Here is a 17,634-nt window from a genome sequence, read left to right on the forward strand (position 1 = left end):
GGTTTCCCGATCTTGAGGCAAGCGATGAGCACCCAGCAACCGACAATCATCTACACCCTGACCGATGAGGCCCCGCTGCTAGCGACCAGCGCCTTCCTGCCCGTCGTCCGCACGTTCACCGCGGCGGCCGGCATCGACGTCACCACCAGCGACATCTCCCTCGCGGGCCGCATCCTGGGCGAGTTCCCCGAATTTCTGACCGAGGCGCAACGGGTGCCCGACAGCCTGTCCGAACTCGGCCGCCTCACCCTCCTGCCCGACACCAATATCATCAAGCTGCCCAACATCAGCGCCTCAGTCCATCAGCTGGTCGGCGCGATCAAGGAGCTGCAGGCCAAGGGCTACGCGGTGCCGGATTTCCCTGAAGAGCCGAAAACCGACGTTGAGAAAGCCATCCGCCAACGCTATTCCAGGTGCCTCGGCAGCGCTGTCAATCCGGTACTGCGCGAGGGCAACTCGGACCGCCGCGCGCCCGCCGCCGTAAAAAACTATGCCCGCAAGAACCCGCACAGCATGGGCGAGTGGAGCATGGCTTCGCGCACCCACGTGGCTCACATGAAGCACGGCGATTTCTACCATGGCGAAAAGTCCATGACGGTGGACCACGCCCGCGACGTGAAGATGGAATTGCTGACACAAAGCGGTAAAGCCATTGTGCTCAAGCCCAAGGTGTCGCTGCTGGACGGCGAGATCATCGACAGCATGTTCATGAGCAAGAAGGCGCTGTGCGACTTCTACGAAGAGCAGATGGAAGACGCCCGCAAGACTGGCGTCATGCTGTCGCTGCACGTCAAGGCGACGATGATGAAGGTTTCGCACCCCATTGTCTTCGGCCACGCGGTGAAGATTTTCTACAAGGAAGCCTTCGAGAAGCACGGCAAGCTGTTCGACGAACTGGGTGTGAACGTCAACAACGGTCTCGTCAATTTGTACGACAAGCTGGAAAGCCTGCCCAGCTCGAAGCGCGAAGAAATCATCCGCGATATGCACGCCTGCCACGAGCATCGCCCCGAACTGGCGATGGTGGACTCAGCCAAGGGTATCTCCAACCTGCATGCGCCCAACGACGTGATCGTGGACGCCTCGATGCCGGCCATGATCCGCATCGGCGGCAAGATGTGGGGCGCCGACGGCCGTCCGAAGGACACCAAGGCGGTGATCCCGGAAAGCACGTTCGCCCGCATCTACCAGGAGATCATCAACTTCTGCAAAACCAACGGCAACTTCGACCCCGTCACGATGGGCACGGTCCCCAATGTCGGGTTGATGGCCCAGCAGGCCGAGGAATACGGCTCGCACGACAAGACCTTTGAAGTCCCCGAAGCGGGCGAAGCGCGCATCGTCGACCTCGCCACCGGCGAAGTACTGCTCACGCAGAACGTTGAGGAAGGCGACATCTGGCGCATGTGCCAGGTCAAGGACGCGCCGATCCGCGACTGGGTCAAGCTGGCCGTCACGCGCGCCCGCAACTCCGGCATGCCGGCCATCTTCTGGCTGGACCCGTACCGCCCGCACGAAGCCGAGGTGATCAAGAAGGTCGAGGCCTACCTCAAGGACCACGACACCACGGGCCTGGACATTCAGATCATGTCGCAGGTGCGCGCCATGCGTTACACGCTGGAGCGTGTCATTCGCGGCCTCGATACCATCTCGGTCACGGGCAACATCCTGCGCGACTACCTCACCGACCTTTTCCCTATCATGGAGCTCGGCACGAGTGCAAAAATGCTATCCATCGTTCCCCTGATGGCAGGCGGCGGTATGTACGAAACCGGTGCCGGCGGCTCGGCGCCCAAGCATGTCAAGCAACTCGTGGAAGAAAACCATCTGCGCTGGGATTCGTTGGGTGAATTCCTGGCACTCGCCGTGTCACTGGAAGAGTTGGGCATCAAGACCGACAACGACAAGGCGAGAATTCTGGCTAAAACGCTGGATGCGGCCACGGGCAAACTGCTGGACAAGAACAAAAACCCGTCGCCCAAGACCGGTCAGTTGGACAACCGCGGCAGCCAGTTTTATCTCGCCCTGTACTGGGCTCAGGAATTGGCGGCGCAAACCGAAAGCGCCGCGCTTGCCGCACAGTTTGCACCGCTGGCCAAGCAACTGACTGACAACGAGCAGATCATCGTGGACGAATTGTCAGCCGTGCAAGGCAAGCCGGCGGACATCGGTGGCTATTACCGGCCTGACGCCGAAATGCTGGCCGATGTAATGCGTCCGAGCAAGACGCTGAACGCCGCACTGGCGGCTACGCAGGGTTAAGAGGGTCCGGTCGCCCTGTCAATCAGGGCGACTCGACGGATAGATGTGCCGGTAACCCGGCGGACTATTTTCGACCGATCAACAAACCGATCAGTACGCCGACACCCAGGGCCACACCGGCCGTCGTCCACGGACGGTCATGCGCATAGTCGTTGGCAGCCCGAGCAGACTTGCGCCCCGTCTCGATGACGATGACCTGCGCATCGGCCGCCTTCTGTTTCGCGCGCTTAAGACGCGCGCGCACCTTGCCGGACACCGGCTCCGCGTCCACGCTGGAAGCGTGTGCGACGTCTTCCGACGAGCCATTGATGTCGCTCACTGCGCTACCGAAATTTGACATACTGCCTCCCTGCAAGCGTGGTTAAGAACATCTACGCATTCCTTATCAGCGCGACCGCTGATGAGGCGTTACATCGGTCCGTCAGCTTTGACTCTGACTCTGGCTTTGACCCTGGACCGGCAAAACGCTGAGTTCGACAGTAAGCGTCTCAGCACCCTGCCCGGTGCGAATACCGGATACGGGCATCGCGTCGCGATAGTCGAGGCCAGTGGCGATGCGCACATAGCGCTCATCCGGACACGTATTGTTGGCCGCATCGAAGCCCACCCAACCGAGTCCGTCGAGATACGCCTCCGCCCATGCGTGGCTCGCCGTCTGCATCGCGACACCGTCCATCAACAGATAGCCCGAGACGTAGCGGGCCGGCATATGGAGCGCTCGCGCCACGGCGATAAAAACGTGCGCGTGGTCCTGACAGACCCCGTGGTGGTTGAGCAAAGCCGTCTCTGCATCCGTGCTCACGTCGGTCATGCCGGGCTGATAGGCGATCCGGTCGTGGATCGTATTCATCAACGCATGCAGCGACTGGAGCGGCTCGTCTTCGGTGCGCAGGTCTGCGGCCAGCGCCTTGATTCGTTCGCCAGCCCGCGTCAGCGGCGTCTCCCGCTCGAAGACCCAAGGCGGGGTAAGGCCATCGACCGCGCCGAAGATGCCGGCCCGGTATTCCGTGTCGATCGTTCCCTGCGCCACGATGACGATCTCGCGCTTGTTGCGCTCGTGCCGCACGAAATCGACATGGTTACCCAGACCGTCCACGTAAGAGACGTTCGGCTCGACGCCGTCGACCGTGACCTGCCAGTCGATAACGGTCTGCCCAGGGCAAGACTGCGGACGCAACCTCAGACGTTGCAACGCATAAGGGACCGGCTGCTCGTACTGATAGTGCGAGGTGTGGCGAATAGCGATACGCATGGCCGGTCTCAATCGAAGTTGTAGGTTTCGGCGATTTCAAAACCAAGCCGGTTGTTCTGCCCGATGAAGCCCTCGAGAAACTCGTGCAGGCCCTGCGCGAAGATCTGCTTGACCGTATTGTCGCGGAGCGTGGCGAGCGTAATGTCGGCGGTCTTATGGCAGGCATGGGTGACGCCATAGTCTTGCGCCAGATACGCGAGGTTCTCGACGATGTTCAGGTAGCAGAAGTTCAGCGAGCGCGGCATGCGGCCGTTGAGGATCAGATAGTCGGCGATATTGGTCGGCTTGTACTGGACGTCGTACACCCAGCGGTAGGATCGATGCGCGTCGACCGAGCGCAGGATCGATTCCCACTGGTAGTTGTCGAGCGTCGTGCCCACATAGAACACCGCGGGCAGCAACAGGTGGTATTTGACGTCGAGAATGCGCGCGGTGTTGTCAGCGCGTTCGATGAACGTGCCGATGCGGGCGAAATCGAAAATCTCGTTTCTGAGCATCGTGCCGTGGAAGGTGCCGCGAATCAGCGCGGTCTGGCGCTTGATCTGATCGAGCACGACCGGCAGTTCACTCGCCGCCACCGGCGTTGCGAGCACACGCCTGACCACCATCCACGCTTCGTTCACGCTCTCCCACGCCTCGCGGGTGAGCGCCGTGCGAACCATGCGGGCATTCGAGCGCGCCGCTTCGATGCACGACAGCACGCTCGACGGATTGTGGCCGTCGCGCAGCAGATAGTCGGAAACGGTGGCGGCGCTATAGGCGTCGTGTTTCTCCCGGAAACCCTCTTCCGTGCCGGATGTCACCACCACGGACGACCAGGTTGCCTGCGCATCGGACGTTCGGGTCAGCGCCATACGCAGCCCGGCGTCGACTATCCGTGCGATGTTTTCCGCGCGTTCGATATAGCGGTGCATCCAGTAGAGTCCGCTTGCTGTGCGTCCGAGAAGCATGTGCTGTCCAATTCCAGTGTCTGTTCTTTTCCGTGTGCCAGCTCTGTATCAGGCTGGCGTTCTGTGAGGCTCGCCACCGGCCCTCGGTCGGCCCTCAGTCAGCCAATACCCAGGTGTCCTTGGTGCCGCCGCCCTGGCTCGAATTGACCACCAGCGAGCCTTCTTTCAAGGCGACGCGCGTCAGACCGCCCGGCGTGATGCGAATGCGGTCCGACACCAGCACAAAGGGCCGAAGATCCACGTGGCGTGGCGCGAGACCTTTTTCGGTCAGGATCGGTGTGGTCGACAGCGCCAGCGTTGGTTGCGCGATGTAGTTGTTCGGACGGGTTTTGAGCTTGGCTGCGAAATCTTCCCGCTCCTTCTTCGACGCGGCGGGCCCGACCAGCATGCCGTAACCACCCGACCCGTGGACTTCCTTCACCACCAGTTCTTCGAGATGATCCAGCACGTATTTCAGGCTGCCCGGCTCGGAACAGCGCCAGGTCGGCACGTTCTCGAGGATCGACTTGCGCCCCGTGTAGAACTCGACGATTTCCGGCATATAGGAATAGATCGCCTTGTCGTCGGCGATGCCGGTGCCCGGTGCGTTGGCGATCGTGATGTTGCCCGCGCGGTAGACGTCCATGATGCCGGCGACGCCAAGCACGGAATCGGGCCGGAAAGTCAGCGGATCGAGATAGGCGTCATCGAGCCGGCGATACAGCACGTCGATGGCGCGGAACCCTTCGGTTGTGCGCATTGCCACGCGGCCGTCCACGACCTGGAGATCGCTGCCCTCGACCAGATGAACCCCCATCTGGTCGGCGAGGAACGCGTGCTCGTAGTACGCGGAGTTGTGGATACCGGGCGTCAGCACCGCGATGGTCGGATTGTCCTGGTTGCCGCCGGGCGGACACACCGCGGCAAGCGACTCGCGCAGCAGTTGGGGATAGGCTTCGACCGGCCGCACCTTGACCTGCTGAAACAGCTCGGGGAAAAGCTGCATCATCGTCTCGCGGTTCTCCAGCATGTAGGAGACACCGGAGGGTGTACGGGCATTGTCTTCCAGCACGTAGAACTGATTTTCGGCCGTGCGCACGATGTCCACGCCGATGATGTGCGTGTAGACGTTCCCCGGCGGCCGGAAGCCGATCATCTCCGGCAGAAAGGCCTCGTTCTGGGCGATCAGTTCCTTCGGGATACGCCCGGCGCGCACGATCTCCTGACGATGATAGATATCGTCGAGAAAGGCGTTGAGGGCGATCACGCGCTGTTCGATGCCTTGCGAAAGGCGCGTCCATTCCGAACCGGAAATGATGCGCGGGATGATGTCGAACGGAATCAGACGCTCGGCGGCCTCTTCTTCGCCGTACACGGCAAACGTAATGCCCGTCTTGCGGAACACGCTTTCCGCGTCATCGGCTTTCTGCGCGAGATTCGCAGGATGCTGCGTATCGAGCCATTGCTTGAGCAGTTCATAAGGCGCGCGGACCCCGTCAGCGGACGTCAGCATCTCATCGAATGGCTTCACTTCGGTTCTCCGTCGTTATTGCTGTTGTTACTGTTGTTGTCGATGCAACAGGGAGGCGCTGCGCGCCGCCGCATTAGCCCGCATTAGCCCGCGTTGTCCTCGAGCACGCTCTGAGTCAGGGTGACCGACGGGATCGTCGGCTTCATCATCGCATGCGCGCGGCGGCGCACCCCGTACCAGCCGGCAACCAGGATCAGAGCCACGACCGGAATCGCGGCAACGGTCCACGTGCCGTTCGGATAGTCGAATGCCATCAGTACCAGCACCCCCACCAGAAACGCCAGTGTCAGCCAGGACGTCACCGGCGCGCCCGGCATTCTGAACGTCACCGGCTCAGCCTCACCACGGGCCACCGCCTGCCGGAGCTTCATCTGGCAAACCACGATGAATCCCCAGGTGCTGAGAATACCGAGCGAGGCCATGTTGAGCACGATTTCGAACACGCTCGACGGCACGAAATAGTTCAGCACGACACCCACGATATAGATCGCGACCGTGACCAGAATGCCGGCGTACGGCACCGACTGCGAGCTCATGCGGGACAGGAAGTGCGGCGCGGACCCGCCCATCGACAACGCACGCAACACCCGCCCGGTCGAATACAGCCCCGAGTTCAGGCTCGACAGCGCCGCCGACAGCACGACGACATTCATGACCGAGCCGACACCCGGCACGCCGAGCGCGGCGAAGAACGTGACGAACGGGCTCTGCCCCGCCTTGTAGGCACTCCACGGCAACAGACAAACCAGCAATACCACAGCGCCCACATAGAACACGGCGATGCGCCAGATCACGCTGTTGATGGCGCGCGGCAGCACCTTGCGCGCGTCCTTGCATTCGCCCGCAGCCGTGCCGACCAACTCGACGCCAGCGAACGCGAACACGACGCCCTGCACGAGCACCAGCGCAGGCAGCAAACCATGCGGGAACAGCCCACCGTTCTCGCTGATCAGATGCACGCCCGTGGTGTGCCCGCCGACGTGCGTCCCGGTGCCAAGAATGATCGAGCCGATCACGAGGAACAGCGAGATCGCGGCAACCTTGATGAGCGCGAACCAGAACTCCATTTCGGCAAACCATTTCACGCCGATCAGGTTCATCGCCGCGACGATGCACAGCGCAATCAGTGCGAAGACCCATTGCGGCACGGACGAGAACGCCGCCCAGTAATGCATGTACAGCGCGACGGCCGTGATGTCGACGATGCCGGTCATCGCCCAGTTCAGGAAGTACATCCAGCCGGCGACATACGAAGCTTTTTCACCGAGGAACTCCCGGGCGTATGACACGAAGCTGCCGCTGCTCGGCCGATGCATCACCAGCTCACCCAGCGCGCGCAGGATCAGAAACGAGAAGACGCCACAAACCAGATAGACCACGGCAAGCGAAGGACCCGCTATTTGCAGGCGCGCACCCGCGCCGAGAAAGAGGCCAGTGCCGATCGCCCCGCCAATGGCAATCATCTGAACCTGACGATTACCCAACGTTTTGTGATATCCCGCTTCGTGCGACTCCAGCCAGCTTTTCTTATCTACGTCGCCAGTGGCTGCCGGGGAATTTGGGTTGTGCAGTGTGGACATAATCAGTTCAATCCTTTTAATGCGGGCACTTGACTTCGCAATCCCGGGGACATATACGGAAGGATGTATGCGCGATGGCGCGTCGATTAAGCTGCAAATCAACAACTGACATTTCAGAACGGTCGTTCGTTTTTAGCACCGGACCAAGGGCAGTTTGTATCGGGTCACCGAGGGCAGGCAGACAAAAGGTATGTAGCCCAATTTATGGGGGCAACGCTCATGCATATTTCGACTAACACCTATCGAAAAAAAACATCGGTATTCTTGCAATGAGGAACGGTAGGCTAGCGTTGCCGCGTCGCGCAGACGCGGTTGTCGATTGACCCAACACAAGTGATCAATATGGAAGCAAAGTGGTTGGAAGACTTTCTTAGCCTTTCGGATACGAAGAGTTTCTCCCGGTCGGCGCGCAGCCGGCATCTCACCCAGTCAGCTTTCAGTAGACGGATCGTGGCGCTCGAAACGTGGATGGGCACGAAGCTCGTCGATCGCAGCGTCAATCCGATCACCCTCACGCCCGCCGGCCGGATGTTTCGCAGTCTCGCGGCGGACATCCTGCGCAGCATGCATGCGGCACGCAACCTGGTGGGCGGATATGAACAGTTCGCGGAAAACGACCATGTGGTTCATTTCGCGGTTGCCCATACCCTTGTCTTTACGCTTTTTCCCGACTGGCTCAAGCGCCTGACCAGCGAGTTCGGCCACATCATGGCCCGGGTTCAGGCCGTCAACGTGCCCGAGGGTGTGCAACACCTCGTGGCAGGCGACTGCGATCTGCTGATCGGCTATCACCACCCGCAATTGCCGATCGCTCTCGATCCCAATCACTTTCCATTCCTTACACTCGGTGTCGAGCGCATCGTGCCTGTCTCGGCAGCAGGCAGTGACGGCAAGCCTCTCTTCGAACTCCCTGGCAAGAGCAGCAGACCGTTGCCCCTGCTCGCCTATTCATCCGGTGCATTCCTTGGCAACGTTGTCGAAATGCTCTTGATGAACGCGACGGAACCGTACTCCCTGTTCCGCTGCTTTGAGACTCACATGTCAGAGGCGTTAAAAGGCATGGTTGTAGCCGGCCACGGGATCGGCTGGCTTCCAGAGAGCTGTATCACCAAAGAGTTAAACGAAGGAAATCTGGTTCGTGCAGGCTCGGACACTTGGGCGACTGAGTTGGAGATACGCCTGTACCGTCCGGTCAAGGAGCGGGGCAAGGCAGCCGAACAGCTCTGGGCTTTCATCAGCTCCCAGTTGATTGAGCCGCGGGTGGATCGGTTACCAGACATCCTGACCGCGGCGTGAGGCCAGTCGGTGCGCAGCTATAAGGCGACCTTCGCCAATTCACCATAAGCGCGATGTAGCCACACTTTGACGCGTTGCCGCTCGAGCATACCCAAGCCTGCGGCGGCGCGGTCATGATGATTGACGGCTGCCCAAAAGCTTGCGCTTTGCCGATCGATCTTCTGCATCGTCGCGTCGGGCAGACGGCGCAGGGTGATCACGCTCGCGCCGAGCGCTTCAGCACGCGCGAGTTCACCGGATGCGTCCAGGATCTCGAAGCGGTCACCGCGAAGTTCGTTCAATACGACCACCAGCTTGATTCGTCCACCAAACTGGTCAAGCCACTGTCGCAGCAGATCGACCGAATCGCGTCCTGCGTCCATGACGTGCCACCAGGTCAGCGTTAGACCGTGCTCTTCGGCAAGACCGACGACGTCCGCGTCGTCCAGCCATTGTCCGAGAGACTGCTGCGTTTGGGCGGCAAGATCGACCAGAACACGCCGCTGCGGATCTTCGAGTGCATGTTCGATAATGGGATCCAGGCTGTCGTGCTGATCGAGTACTGCCGGAGCGGCAAAATCGGCATAGAAGCGCAACAAGGCACCATGTGATTTGTCGGTGTCAAAACCGACGAACTGAATACTCTCGTCGATAAAATACTGGGCCAAAACGCGGGCGACCAGCGATTTGCCGACGCCGCCCTTCTCGCCGCCAATAAAGTGGATGAAGCTCATCTGTGCAGATCCTTGGTTATGAAGCCGGCTGGGTTGAAAACAAAAAATACCAGATCTAAAAGGCGGAACTGCGACTTAGTCTACCGAGAATTTCTTACGCCCCCCTCCAAGGGAGTACCTCTTCGCGCCGCTTGCCCCACCGATATTGGCCGGTGAATGTCGCCAGAGTGACAACACCTCTGGAGAGCCGAACGTGAGTTCCGTAAACGATGCAGGTCAGGAGCTTCATCTTGCCGCGCCGGTAGACGCAACAGGTCTTCATAGAAAGATCGGCTGGGCAGGCGCATTCTGGGTAGCCAGCGGCGTACCGGCGTTGGTGCTGTTCTCGATCGGCTCGATTGCGGCGACCGTCGGCAAGCCGTCGTGGATCATCTGGGCGATTTCAATCTGTTTCGGCTTCATCCAGTCCTTTTCCTATGCTGAGATCGCTGGGCTGTTTCCGCACAAGTCCGGCGGCGCATCGGTGTATGGCGCGGTCGCCTGGGTGCGCTACAGCAAGCTGCTCGCTCCGCTCTCCGTGTGGTGCAACTGGTTCGCGTGGTCGCCGGTGCTGGCGATCGGCTCGGGCCTGGGCGCAGGCTACGTGCTGAACATGTTGTTCCCGGCGACCGCCGCAATCAACACCTGGCAAATCACGCTGGTCGATCTGGGCTGGTTGTCGAGCGGCCTGAGTCTGCGAGTCAATGCCACTTTCGTGATCGGTGCCGCGATTCTGCTGACAACCTTCGCGATCCAGCACCGCGGCATTCTTCAAGCCGCGCGGCTCCAGATGATTCTCGCGATCTCCGCACTGCTGCCGCTCCTGTTGGTTGGCGTCTACCCGCTGCTGACGGGCGATCTGCCAATGCACAACCTTTTCCCACTCTATCCGCTGGCAAAAGACGCCGGCGGCCGCGTGATAGACGGCACGTGGAATCTGAGCGGTATCGAACTGATGGCCGGCGGACTCTTTATCGCGGCCTGGTCCACCTACGGATTCGAAACGGCAGTCTGTTACACACGCGAATTCAAGGATCCGCGCCGCGACACGGTCAAGGCGATTGTCTATTCCGGACTCCTGTGCCTCGTGTTCTTTACGCTAGTCCCACTCGCGTTCCAGGGCGCCCTCGGTCTCGGCCAACTCGTCTCGCCCGAGGTCAAGGATGCCGCTGGCAATGTCACGCAACCCGCTGTCTATGACGGCATCCTTTCGCCTGGCATCTACAGCGGCATGGGTGTTTCCGAAGCGATGGCGAAAATCGTGCATGCCGGCAACTGGGGCGAATTCATTCTGAAGCCCATGCTGGTGTTCGCGCTCGTACTCGCCATCATGACCTCGATGGCGGGCTCGTCGCGCACGCTCTACCAGGCTTCCGTCGACGGCTGGCTGCCCAAATATCTTTCGCACGTCAACCACAACGGCGCACCGACCCGCGCGATGTGGACCGACCTCGTATTCAATCTCGTGCTGCTGCTGATGTCCGACTACGTCGTCGTACTCGCGATGTCGAATGTCGGCTACATCATCTTCAACTTCCTGAATCTCAATGCCGCGTGGATCCATCGGCTCGACCGGCCAACCTGGGAGCGCCCTTTCAAAGCGCCAAAATGGGTACTCGGCGCCGGCGCCGTGTTGTCGTTCGTCAATCTCGCACTGATGGGACTGGGTGCGGATGTATGGGGCAAGGGCACGCTGATTTCGGGCATCGTCTTCTCGGCGCTGATCGTGCCGGTGTTCATCTGGCGCCACTACGTGACTGACAAAGGCCGCTTCCCGGACGCAATGCTGGACGACATGGATCTGTCGAACGCCAGCATCAAACGGCGCGCGGGTCTCCTGCCGTATGCGGCGTTAGTGCTCGGCGTGGTAGTCGTCTTCGTGAGCCACTGGATCACGACCTGATTGCGCACGCTTCTCTGAAGACCGAACGCCCGTGTTGCGCGAATCTCCGCGCAACACGGGCGAAGTTCATCGCACGGCAAAGATCGCGCCTTCTATACCCAGCACCTCGCTGCTTGCCGAATAAATACCGACGCCGCGCTCCCATACGTTTCTCAGATCGCCATTCGCGCCGCGAATGCGATAACGCAGTTCGAACGGCCTGCGATCCGCCAGTGCTTCCTGCACGCCACGCCAGACGTAATCGACGTCGTCCGGCACGATCAACTGGCTGTAGCTATGTTCATGACTGTCGACAAACCAGGCGGCTGGATAGCCCGTCAATTCTTCGCAGCCGTCGCTGACGAATTCCATTGACCACGATGGATTGTTGCGGCCGCGATAGATCAATCCCGGTACGCCGTTCAGGAGTCCCATCGCACTACGCAACCTGGCTTCGATTGAAGTCTCCTGACGCTTTTGCGCCGTGGTGTCGAACGCGGAGATAAAGAAGGCGTCTTCGTGCCGACGACATGCCACCTCCAACCAGCGAAGCTGACCGTGAGGATGAACAAAGCGTATCCGCTCGCGACTACAGACACCGGCGTCGTTACGCAGCCGCTCCAGCATCTCGCGCCAGATCAGGCGATCTTCCGGATGAACATAGGCGGCCATCTCCACGCCCACGGCGCTTGCATCCATCAGCTCGGCCCATGCCGCGTTCGCGCTGCGAATGCTGCCCTCGTTATCCACTTGAAGCAACGCGACCGGATAGGCATCGAGGTTCATCGCGGCTGCGGCGAATTCGCTTACAACAGCATTGTCTTGCATTCGTTTACGCCTTCATCATTGACGCGTAAGGGCATCGCGGTGAACCCACGCTGCCAGTTCGAGCCGGGAACGCAAATTCAGCTTGCGCAGCAGATTCTTTACATAGACCTTAACGGTGCCATCGCTGATGCCCAATTGCCGGGCGATCTGCTTGTTGCTCATGCCTTCCGAAATGAGCGCCAGTGTCTGCGCTTCACGCTCGGTCAGTTCGACCCGGCGAGCGCCCTTTTCACCTTCGGGACCATCGTCGTCTTTCGCGAGCAGCGTGACCAGACAATCGTCCAGCACGATCACGCCCTGCACGCAGTTGCGTATGTATAAGCGCAGATCGTCGGGCTCGGTTTCCTTCAGCATATAGCCGTCGGCACCGAGGCGAAGCGCGCTCAATAACTCCTTGCGATCGAGCGAAGCGGTCAGCACGACTTTGCGGCTCTCGATTTCGAGCTGGCCCAATTCATCGAGCACATGCAAGCCACCGAGTCCCGGCATGTGAAGATCGATCAGGATCAGGCCGGGTCGTAACTGCTCCGCGAGCGCAATGCCCTGCCGGCCGCTGGAAGCTTCGCCGACTACCTGAAACTCCCCGGTCGAGTTGAAGTACTCGGCGAGGCCACGCCTGAACAGCGGGTGGTCGTCAATCAGAAGCAACGTCGTCGGACCCATCAAGGAACTCCTTTCTGGCATCGTCATTCGGGACAAGCAGGCGCACCCGCGTGCCATTCGGCTGCACATTCTCGATTGCAACTTGCGCGCCTATCGCACGCGCCCGCTCGCGCATGATCTCCAAGCCATAGTGATTTTCCTCCACCGATGCGGGCCGCAACCCGAGCCCGTCGTCAGTCACGGTCACACACAAAGCGCCTGCGGGGTCGTCTATCACTTCAATCCGCGCATGTCTTGCATGCGCGTGGCGGACCACATTCGACAACGCTTCGCGCACGATCTGCAATGCGTGCAGCGCTACGTCCGGCGCGAGTTCGATTTCCGGCATTCGGTTATCCAGTTCGAAGACCACGTTGCAGCGACGCGAAAATTCATCGACGGAATCAGCCAGCGCCTGGCGCCACGAGCGCCCTTCGAGCGTCAGGCGCGCACCGGTGATCAACTGGCGAACGTCGCGCTGCAGCCGCGTCATCGTGGTCCGCAACTCCGCGAGCAGCGGTTCGGCGGCCTCCGGATTACGCACCTGCTGTTGCACACGGCTGACGAGAAACGACATGAAGCCCAGTTGCTGTGCGACCGAATCGTGAAGCTCACGGATAAGCGCACGGGTGCCCCCGTCGCAATCGGCCTCATCGCCCCCATCCACCACTTGCGTGGATGCATCGCGCTGGATCAGGGTCCGGGTCACCGCCATCCAGGCCACCCCACGAGAAAAGCGATTTTAGAGGCAAGAAACGTGCCGTTTGCGGCACTACTCCTTTGGGCATACCTCGTTGTCAGGATTGAACGGTGTTTCCCTTTAAGAAACTATTTTGCTTGTGGGGAACGTCGCTTTTCGAGTGTTTTATCCGTCAGACCAGCGTCTTGCAACGCACTCGAATGGAGCACACGCCCCGTTTTAGTTCAGATGCAAATGCACACGTTTGAAGCGAAACGTGATCCACGTGCTTGACCCGCATCGACAGAACCGGCGACTAAAGACATGACATCGACGCACGACAGAACACCAAGCTCGCCTCCGAGCCTTCCGCGATATCAGGCGCTCCGGATATGTGAGGATGCGCGCCAACACGTTGTGGTCGTCCAAGCCGACGCACTTACAAAGGTCGAAGCTTTCATCGCGACGCTGCCGGTCGAGCCTGACGTGAGCACGCTGCTCGTTCAAGGCGACACGTCGGCAACGGCTCGCCGTGCATCGTTCTTCCCGACACACGACGCGCTCGATCGCCATCTTCTCGCGACCCTGGATCGCGCGGCAATCGGCTTACGGCTCTATGTATGCGGCGACGAAGCGTTCATCTGGCGCATCCGCCGCCTCGCCGGCGAAGCGGGCATGCTGCCGGAAGAAATCACCTCCGAGCTCGATGCCGCACCACGCGCCGTCTATTGCGTGCACTGCAGCGCTTCGCATGTGTACGAGGCGCTACCCGAAGTCGAATGTGCCGGTTGTGGAATCAACCTGAGTGTGCGCCAGCATTTCTCGCAGCGCGTCGGTGCCTATCTGGGCGTCTGCGCCGATCCGGATCGTCCTTACCTGGTGCGCCACGCATGAACACAATCGAGGTTCGAGTCGAAGCAACGCGGCTGCTGACGCCGGTGGTACGCGAGTTCACCCTGGTCGCGAGGCACGGTCGGCTGCCGAAGTTTTCCTCGGGCAGCCATATCCAGGTGCAGTTGCCACTGGATGACCGCCCATTGCGCAACGCCTATTCGTTGATTAGCGATCCGGCGGACGCATCCAGCTATCGCATTGCCGTACGCAAACAGGACGATTCGCGCGGCGGCTCGGTATTCATGCATGAGCAAATGCGTGAAGGTGCGGCATTGAAAATCACGCCGCCGGCCAATCTGTTTGCACTGCGTTCCAGCGCTCGCGCTCACATCCTGATCGCGGGGGGCATCGGCATCACACCGTTCGTCGCGCATGTCACCGCACTGGAGCGCGATGTTGCCGACTTCGAACTGCACTACGCCTACCGGCAAGGGCTCACGGATGCGTATCGCGCCGAGTTGAGCGAGCGCCTCGGCAGCCGCTTCCATGGATACGACGGTGAGCGCGCGCGCCTCGATGTCGAACGGGTGCTACGCGGTCGCCCGCTGGGCACGCATGTTTACGTGTGCGGTCCGCAAACCCTTCTGGACTCGGTACGAGACACGGCTCGTGCCCTCGGCTGGCCGGACGGCCGCGTGCACTGGGAAGCCTTTGCTGCGCCGCAGTCCGGCACGCCGTTCGTCGTGACACTCATGCGTAGTGGCTCGAGGTTGGAAGTGGCGGCAGACCAGAGCCTGCTGGAAGCGCTCGAAGCAAGCGGACTCGACATCCCGAACCTGTGCCGCGGCGGTGTCTGCGGTCGGTGTTCGACCCGTCACGTTACCGGCGAAGTCGACCACCGCGATCTGTTCCTTCACGAATCCGAGCGCGCCACGCACCTGATGCCGTGTGTCTCGCGCGCCCACAGCACCTCCCTTTTCCTGGATCTTTGAGGAACGCCCGCCATGAGCGTCATTCTGAAGCCCGCCGAAAGCTATCGTGAAACGTTTTCGTTTCGCAACAGCGAAGCCGCCATCGCCCGCTTCCCCTTCCCGTTTCCCGAAGACGCCTACATGTATTCGGTGAATATCGAGCCGGCCACGTCACGCGATCCAGGCTCGGTCTTCGAGCACTGGTTCGATATCGACGAGCACTACCGCTCCGAAGTCGCCGAACGCGCGATCGTGCTGCAAAACGACTCGCGCCGCTGCATGGTGATGCCGCACATGCAGAGAGCGTCGTGGGACGCGCTGGAAATGATCATGGAGCATCTCGCCCAGGATTATCCAAAACTGTTTTCACTTACCCGCGCAGGCGACAAGTGGTTGTGGCGCAATCGCGCGCTCGGCATCGAGCAGGCGTTTCGTTTCGGCAATGCCGAGACGCTGCCGTGCGAGCCGCTCGAATACATCATGCGGCAGACGCAAGGCGATATTGCGCTGCTCGATCAGCGTGACGGCGACCTCTTCATGGATGCCGGTGTCATCACCGGCCCTGCCGACTGGTCGCTCGCGTTCGATGCGGGAATGAGTTTCAAGCAATGGCATTCGCCGGTGCCCATGGCACACGACATGGGCATCTTCGATCGCGCGCTAAAGTATCTGCTGCATATCCAGGTAGACCGCCCGGTACGCCGTCTGAATTGGACACTCACGATCAACCCCCGCCTCGATACCGCACCCGAGAACTACCACCTGTGGGGCGCGGAGCGCGGTCAGGTCACGCCGGAGAACGTCGCGCAATGCGTGCATCTGCGCGTCGAACTGCAATTTATGGCGCGGCTGCCGCAGAGTAACGCGATGATGTTCAGCATCCGCACGTATCTCGCCAGCATGGCCGATCTCGTCACTCAGCCGGCGTGGGCGCGCCGTCTTCATCGGGTGCTGCGCGACCTGCCTGAACCGATTGCCGACTACAAGGGTATGACGCGTTACCGGAAGACTCTGGTCGACTGGTTGAGCCAGTTCGACAACGGCACCTGATGCCTTGTCGATTTCGTACACCAACACATCCTCACCTCTGGAGTAGCAGACATGGCTAATTCATGGCGCATTTCCGCGCTTGCGGACCGTCATCGCGCATTGGGCTCGAACCTCGAAGACTGGAACGGAATGGGCACCGCATGGACGTACTCCGGCGACCTCGCCGATCAGCACGAGGCGATTCGCACCAAGGCTGGTTTGATGGATGTATCCGGTCTGAAGAAGGTCCACTACGTCGGCCCACACGCGGAAAGCCTGCTCAACTGGGCAACCACGCGCGACGTCAGCAAGCTCTACCCCGGCAAGTCGGTTTATGCAGCGATGCTGAATGAAGACGGCAAGTTTATCGACGATTGCATCGTCTACCGAACCGGGCCGAATGCGTTCATGGTCGTGCATGGCTCCGGAACCGGTTATGAACGCCTCGTTCGCTCCGCGCAGGGCCGTCAGGTCGCCGTGCTGTTCGACGACGATCTGCATGATCTGTCTTTACAGGGTCCCGCCGCCGTGGACTTCCTCGCGGAACACGTGCCGGGTATTCGCGATCTGCCTTACTTCCATCACCTGCAAACGCGGCTTTTCGGCAAGCCGGTGATGATCTCTCGCACCGGCTATACGGGCGAACGCGGCTACGAAATCTTCTGCAAGGCCGCGGATGCACCCTTCATCTGGGACACCGTCCTCGACAAAGGCGCGGCGTCCGGCATCATCCCGTGCGCGTTCACGGCGCTCGACTGGTTACGCGTCGAAAGCTATCTGCTGTTCTTCCCCTACGACAACTCCGAGATGTACCCGTTCGCGAACGAAAAGGCGGGCGACACGCTGTGGGAACTCGGCCTCGACTTCACCGTATCGCCGGGAAAAACCGAGTTCTGTGGCGCGGGCGAACACTTCCGTCTGCAAGGCAAGGAGCGTTTCAAGATCTTCGGCGTGCTGGTGGACTCCACCGAAGCAGCCAACGGCGGCGACGCATTGTGGAACGACGGCAAGCAGGTCGGCGTCGTCACATGCGGCATGGTCTCGCGGTTGACCGGCCGCTCGATGGCGATCGCCCGCCTCGACGTGGACTACGCCCGCCCCGGTGCACCGCTCGAAGTGCGCGGCCGCATCAAGGCCCGTGCAAGCGCGGCCGAATTGCCGTTCGACGATCCGGAAAAGAAGAAACGCACCGCGATCGGCTGATCCGTCGACGGTCTCCCGTTACGT

General features: G+C 60.6%; 16 protein-coding genes. 7 read left to right on the forward strand and 9 right to left on the reverse strand.

The window, feature by feature from the left end:
• Positions 1-24: 24 nt before the first annotated feature.
• On the forward strand, positions 25-2,262 hold the full coding sequence (locus M0D64_RS28870; RefSeq protein WP_266260259.1) for an NADP-dependent isocitrate dehydrogenase: 2,238 nt from the start codon (positions 25-27) through the stop codon (positions 2,260-2,262).
• 64 nt (positions 2,263-2,326) lie between these two features.
• Here M0D64_RS28870 and M0D64_RS44940 read toward each other — a convergent pair whose 3' ends face one another.
• The 5 genes from M0D64_RS44940 to ansP form a co-directional block, all read right to left on the reverse strand.
• Complete coding sequence (locus M0D64_RS44940; protein WP_308102514.1) at positions 2,327-2,602, reverse strand: DUF883 domain-containing protein; 276 nt, start codon at positions 2,600-2,602, stop codon at positions 2,327-2,329.
• Between the two features lie 81 nt (positions 2,603-2,683).
• On the reverse strand, positions 2,684-3,514 hold the full coding sequence (locus M0D64_RS28880) for a transglutaminase family protein (RefSeq protein WP_266260260.1): 831 nt from the start codon (positions 3,512-3,514) through the stop codon (positions 2,684-2,686).
• An 8-nt stretch (positions 3,515-3,522) separates the two neighbouring features.
• Complete coding sequence (locus M0D64_RS28885) at positions 3,523-4,464, reverse strand: alpha-E domain-containing protein (protein WP_266260262.1); 942 nt, start codon at positions 4,462-4,464, stop codon at positions 3,523-3,525.
• 94 nt (positions 4,465-4,558) lie between these two features.
• A complete protein-coding gene (locus M0D64_RS28890; protein WP_168435833.1) occupies positions 4,559-5,974 on the reverse strand; it encodes a circularly permuted type 2 ATP-grasp protein in 1,416 nt (471 codons plus the stop codon).
• Between the two features lie 83 nt (positions 5,975-6,057).
• Complete coding sequence (gene ansP / locus M0D64_RS28895) at positions 6,058-7,554, reverse strand: L-asparagine permease (protein WP_266260263.1); 1,497 nt, start codon at positions 7,552-7,554, stop codon at positions 6,058-6,060.
• 342 nt (positions 7,555-7,896) lie between these two features.
• Between ansP and M0D64_RS28900 the strand changes: the two genes are divergently transcribed.
• Positions 7,897-8,850: a LysR substrate-binding domain-containing protein gene (locus M0D64_RS28900; RefSeq protein WP_266260323.1), complete on the forward strand. Its 954-nt coding sequence runs from the start codon at positions 7,897-7,899 to the stop codon at positions 8,848-8,850.
• Positions 8,851-8,867: 17 nt separating this feature from the next.
• On the opposite strand, the gene M0D64_RS28905 is transcribed toward M0D64_RS28900, so the two are convergent.
• Positions 8,868-9,563, reverse strand: a complete 696-nt coding sequence (locus M0D64_RS28905) for a mobilization protein (RefSeq protein ID WP_266260264.1) — start codon at positions 9,561-9,563, stop codon at positions 8,868-8,870.
• A 193-nt stretch (positions 9,564-9,756) separates the two neighbouring features.
• On the opposite strand from M0D64_RS28905, the gene M0D64_RS28910 reads away from it, so the two are divergent.
• Entirely contained in the window at positions 9,757-11,445 is a 1,689-nt protein-coding gene (locus tag M0D64_RS28910) for an APC family permease (protein ID WP_266260265.1), read from the forward strand.
• 66 nt (positions 11,446-11,511) lie between these two features.
• On the opposite strand, the gene M0D64_RS28915 is transcribed toward M0D64_RS28910, so the two are convergent.
• The 3 genes from M0D64_RS28915 to M0D64_RS28925 are packed head-to-tail and all read right to left on the reverse strand — an operon-like array spanning position 11,512 to position 13,603.
• Positions 11,512-12,252, reverse strand: a complete 741-nt coding sequence (locus M0D64_RS28915; RefSeq protein WP_266260266.1) for a PAS domain-containing protein — start codon at positions 12,250-12,252, stop codon at positions 11,512-11,514.
• A 15-nt stretch (positions 12,253-12,267) separates the two neighbouring features.
• Positions 12,268-12,915 (reverse strand): response regulator, encoded by a 648-nt coding sequence (locus M0D64_RS28920; protein WP_266260267.1) that lies wholly within the window; start codon positions 12,913-12,915, stop codon positions 12,268-12,270.
• Positions 12,887-13,603, reverse strand: a complete 717-nt coding sequence (locus M0D64_RS28925; protein ID WP_301717696.1) for a sensor histidine kinase — start codon at positions 13,601-13,603, stop codon at positions 12,887-12,889. The genes M0D64_RS28920 and M0D64_RS28925 overlap by 29 nt, the downstream gene beginning before the upstream one ends.
• Before the next feature lie 456 nt (positions 13,604-14,059).
• Between M0D64_RS28925 and M0D64_RS28930 the strand changes: the two genes are divergently transcribed.
• The 4 genes from M0D64_RS28930 to M0D64_RS28945 are packed head-to-tail and all read left to right on the forward strand — an operon-like array spanning position 14,060 to position 17,610.
• Positions 14,060-14,467 carry a dimethylamine monooxygenase subunit DmmA family protein gene (locus tag M0D64_RS28930; protein WP_266240922.1) on the forward strand — a complete coding sequence of 136 codons (408 nt, stop codon included), beginning with the start codon at positions 14,060-14,062 and terminating at the stop codon, positions 14,465-14,467.
• Positions 14,464-15,399: a PDR/VanB family oxidoreductase gene (locus tag M0D64_RS28935; protein ID WP_266240921.1), complete on the forward strand. Its 936-nt coding sequence runs from the start codon at positions 14,464-14,466 to the stop codon at positions 15,397-15,399. The genes M0D64_RS28930 and M0D64_RS28935 overlap by 4 nt, the downstream gene beginning before the upstream one ends.
• A 12-nt stretch (positions 15,400-15,411) precedes the next feature.
• Positions 15,412-16,428, forward strand: coding sequence for a DUF3445 domain-containing protein (locus M0D64_RS28940; RefSeq protein ID WP_266240920.1), 1,017 nt, complete (start codon positions 15,412-15,414; stop codon positions 16,426-16,428).
• Between the two features lie 51 nt (positions 16,429-16,479).
• A complete protein-coding gene (locus tag M0D64_RS28945) occupies positions 16,480-17,610 on the forward strand; it encodes an aminomethyltransferase family protein (protein ID WP_266240919.1) in 1,131 nt (376 codons plus the stop codon).
• The last annotated feature ends 24 nt before the right edge of the window (positions 17,611-17,634 follow it).

Source organism: Paraburkholderia sp. WS6 (genome assembly GCF_030464835.1).
Lineage (GTDB): Bacteria > Pseudomonadota > Gammaproteobacteria > Burkholderiales > Burkholderiaceae > Paraburkholderia > Paraburkholderia madseniana.

What these genes read in the sequence shown, in the direction of transcription:
- M0D64_RS28870 (WP_266260259.1), top strand. Translation starts at nt 25, where the DNA reads ATGAGCACCCAGCAACCGACAATCATCTACACCCTGACCGATGAGGCC.
- M0D64_RS44940 (WP_308102514.1), bottom strand. Translation starts at nt 2,602, where the DNA reads ATGTCAAATTTCGGTAGCGCAGTGAGCGACATCAATGGCTCGTCGGAA.
- M0D64_RS28880 (WP_266260260.1), bottom strand. Translation starts at nt 3,514, where the DNA reads ATGCGTATCGCTATTCGCCACACCTCGCACTATCAGTACGAGCAGCCG.
- M0D64_RS28885 (WP_266260262.1), bottom strand. Translation starts at nt 4,464, where the DNA reads ATGCTTCTCGGACGCACAGCAAGCGGACTCTACTGGATGCACCGCTAT.
- ansP (WP_266260263.1), bottom strand. Translation starts at nt 7,554, where the DNA reads ATGTCCACACTGCACAACCCAAATTCCCCGGCAGCCACTGGCGACGTA.
- M0D64_RS28900 (WP_266260323.1), top strand. Translation starts at nt 7,897, where the DNA reads ATGGAAGCAAAGTGGTTGGAAGACTTTCTTAGCCTTTCGGATACGAAG.
- M0D64_RS28905 (WP_266260264.1), bottom strand. Translation starts at nt 9,563, where the DNA reads ATGAGCTTCATCCACTTTATTGGCGGCGAGAAGGGCGGCGTCGGCAAA.
- M0D64_RS28915 (WP_266260266.1), bottom strand. Translation starts at nt 12,252, where the DNA reads ATGCAAGACAATGCTGTTGTAAGCGAATTCGCCGCAGCCGCGATGAAC.
- M0D64_RS28920 (WP_266260267.1), bottom strand. Translation starts at nt 12,915, where the DNA reads ATGGGTCCGACGACGTTGCTTCTGATTGACGACCACCCGCTGTTCAGG.
- M0D64_RS28935 (WP_266240921.1), top strand. Translation starts at nt 14,464, where the DNA reads ATGAACACAATCGAGGTTCGAGTCGAAGCAACGCGGCTGCTGACGCCG.
- M0D64_RS28940 (WP_266240920.1), top strand. Translation starts at nt 15,412, where the DNA reads ATGAGCGTCATTCTGAAGCCCGCCGAAAGCTATCGTGAAACGTTTTCG.
- M0D64_RS28945 (WP_266240919.1), top strand. Translation starts at nt 16,480, where the DNA reads ATGGCTAATTCATGGCGCATTTCCGCGCTTGCGGACCGTCATCGCGCA.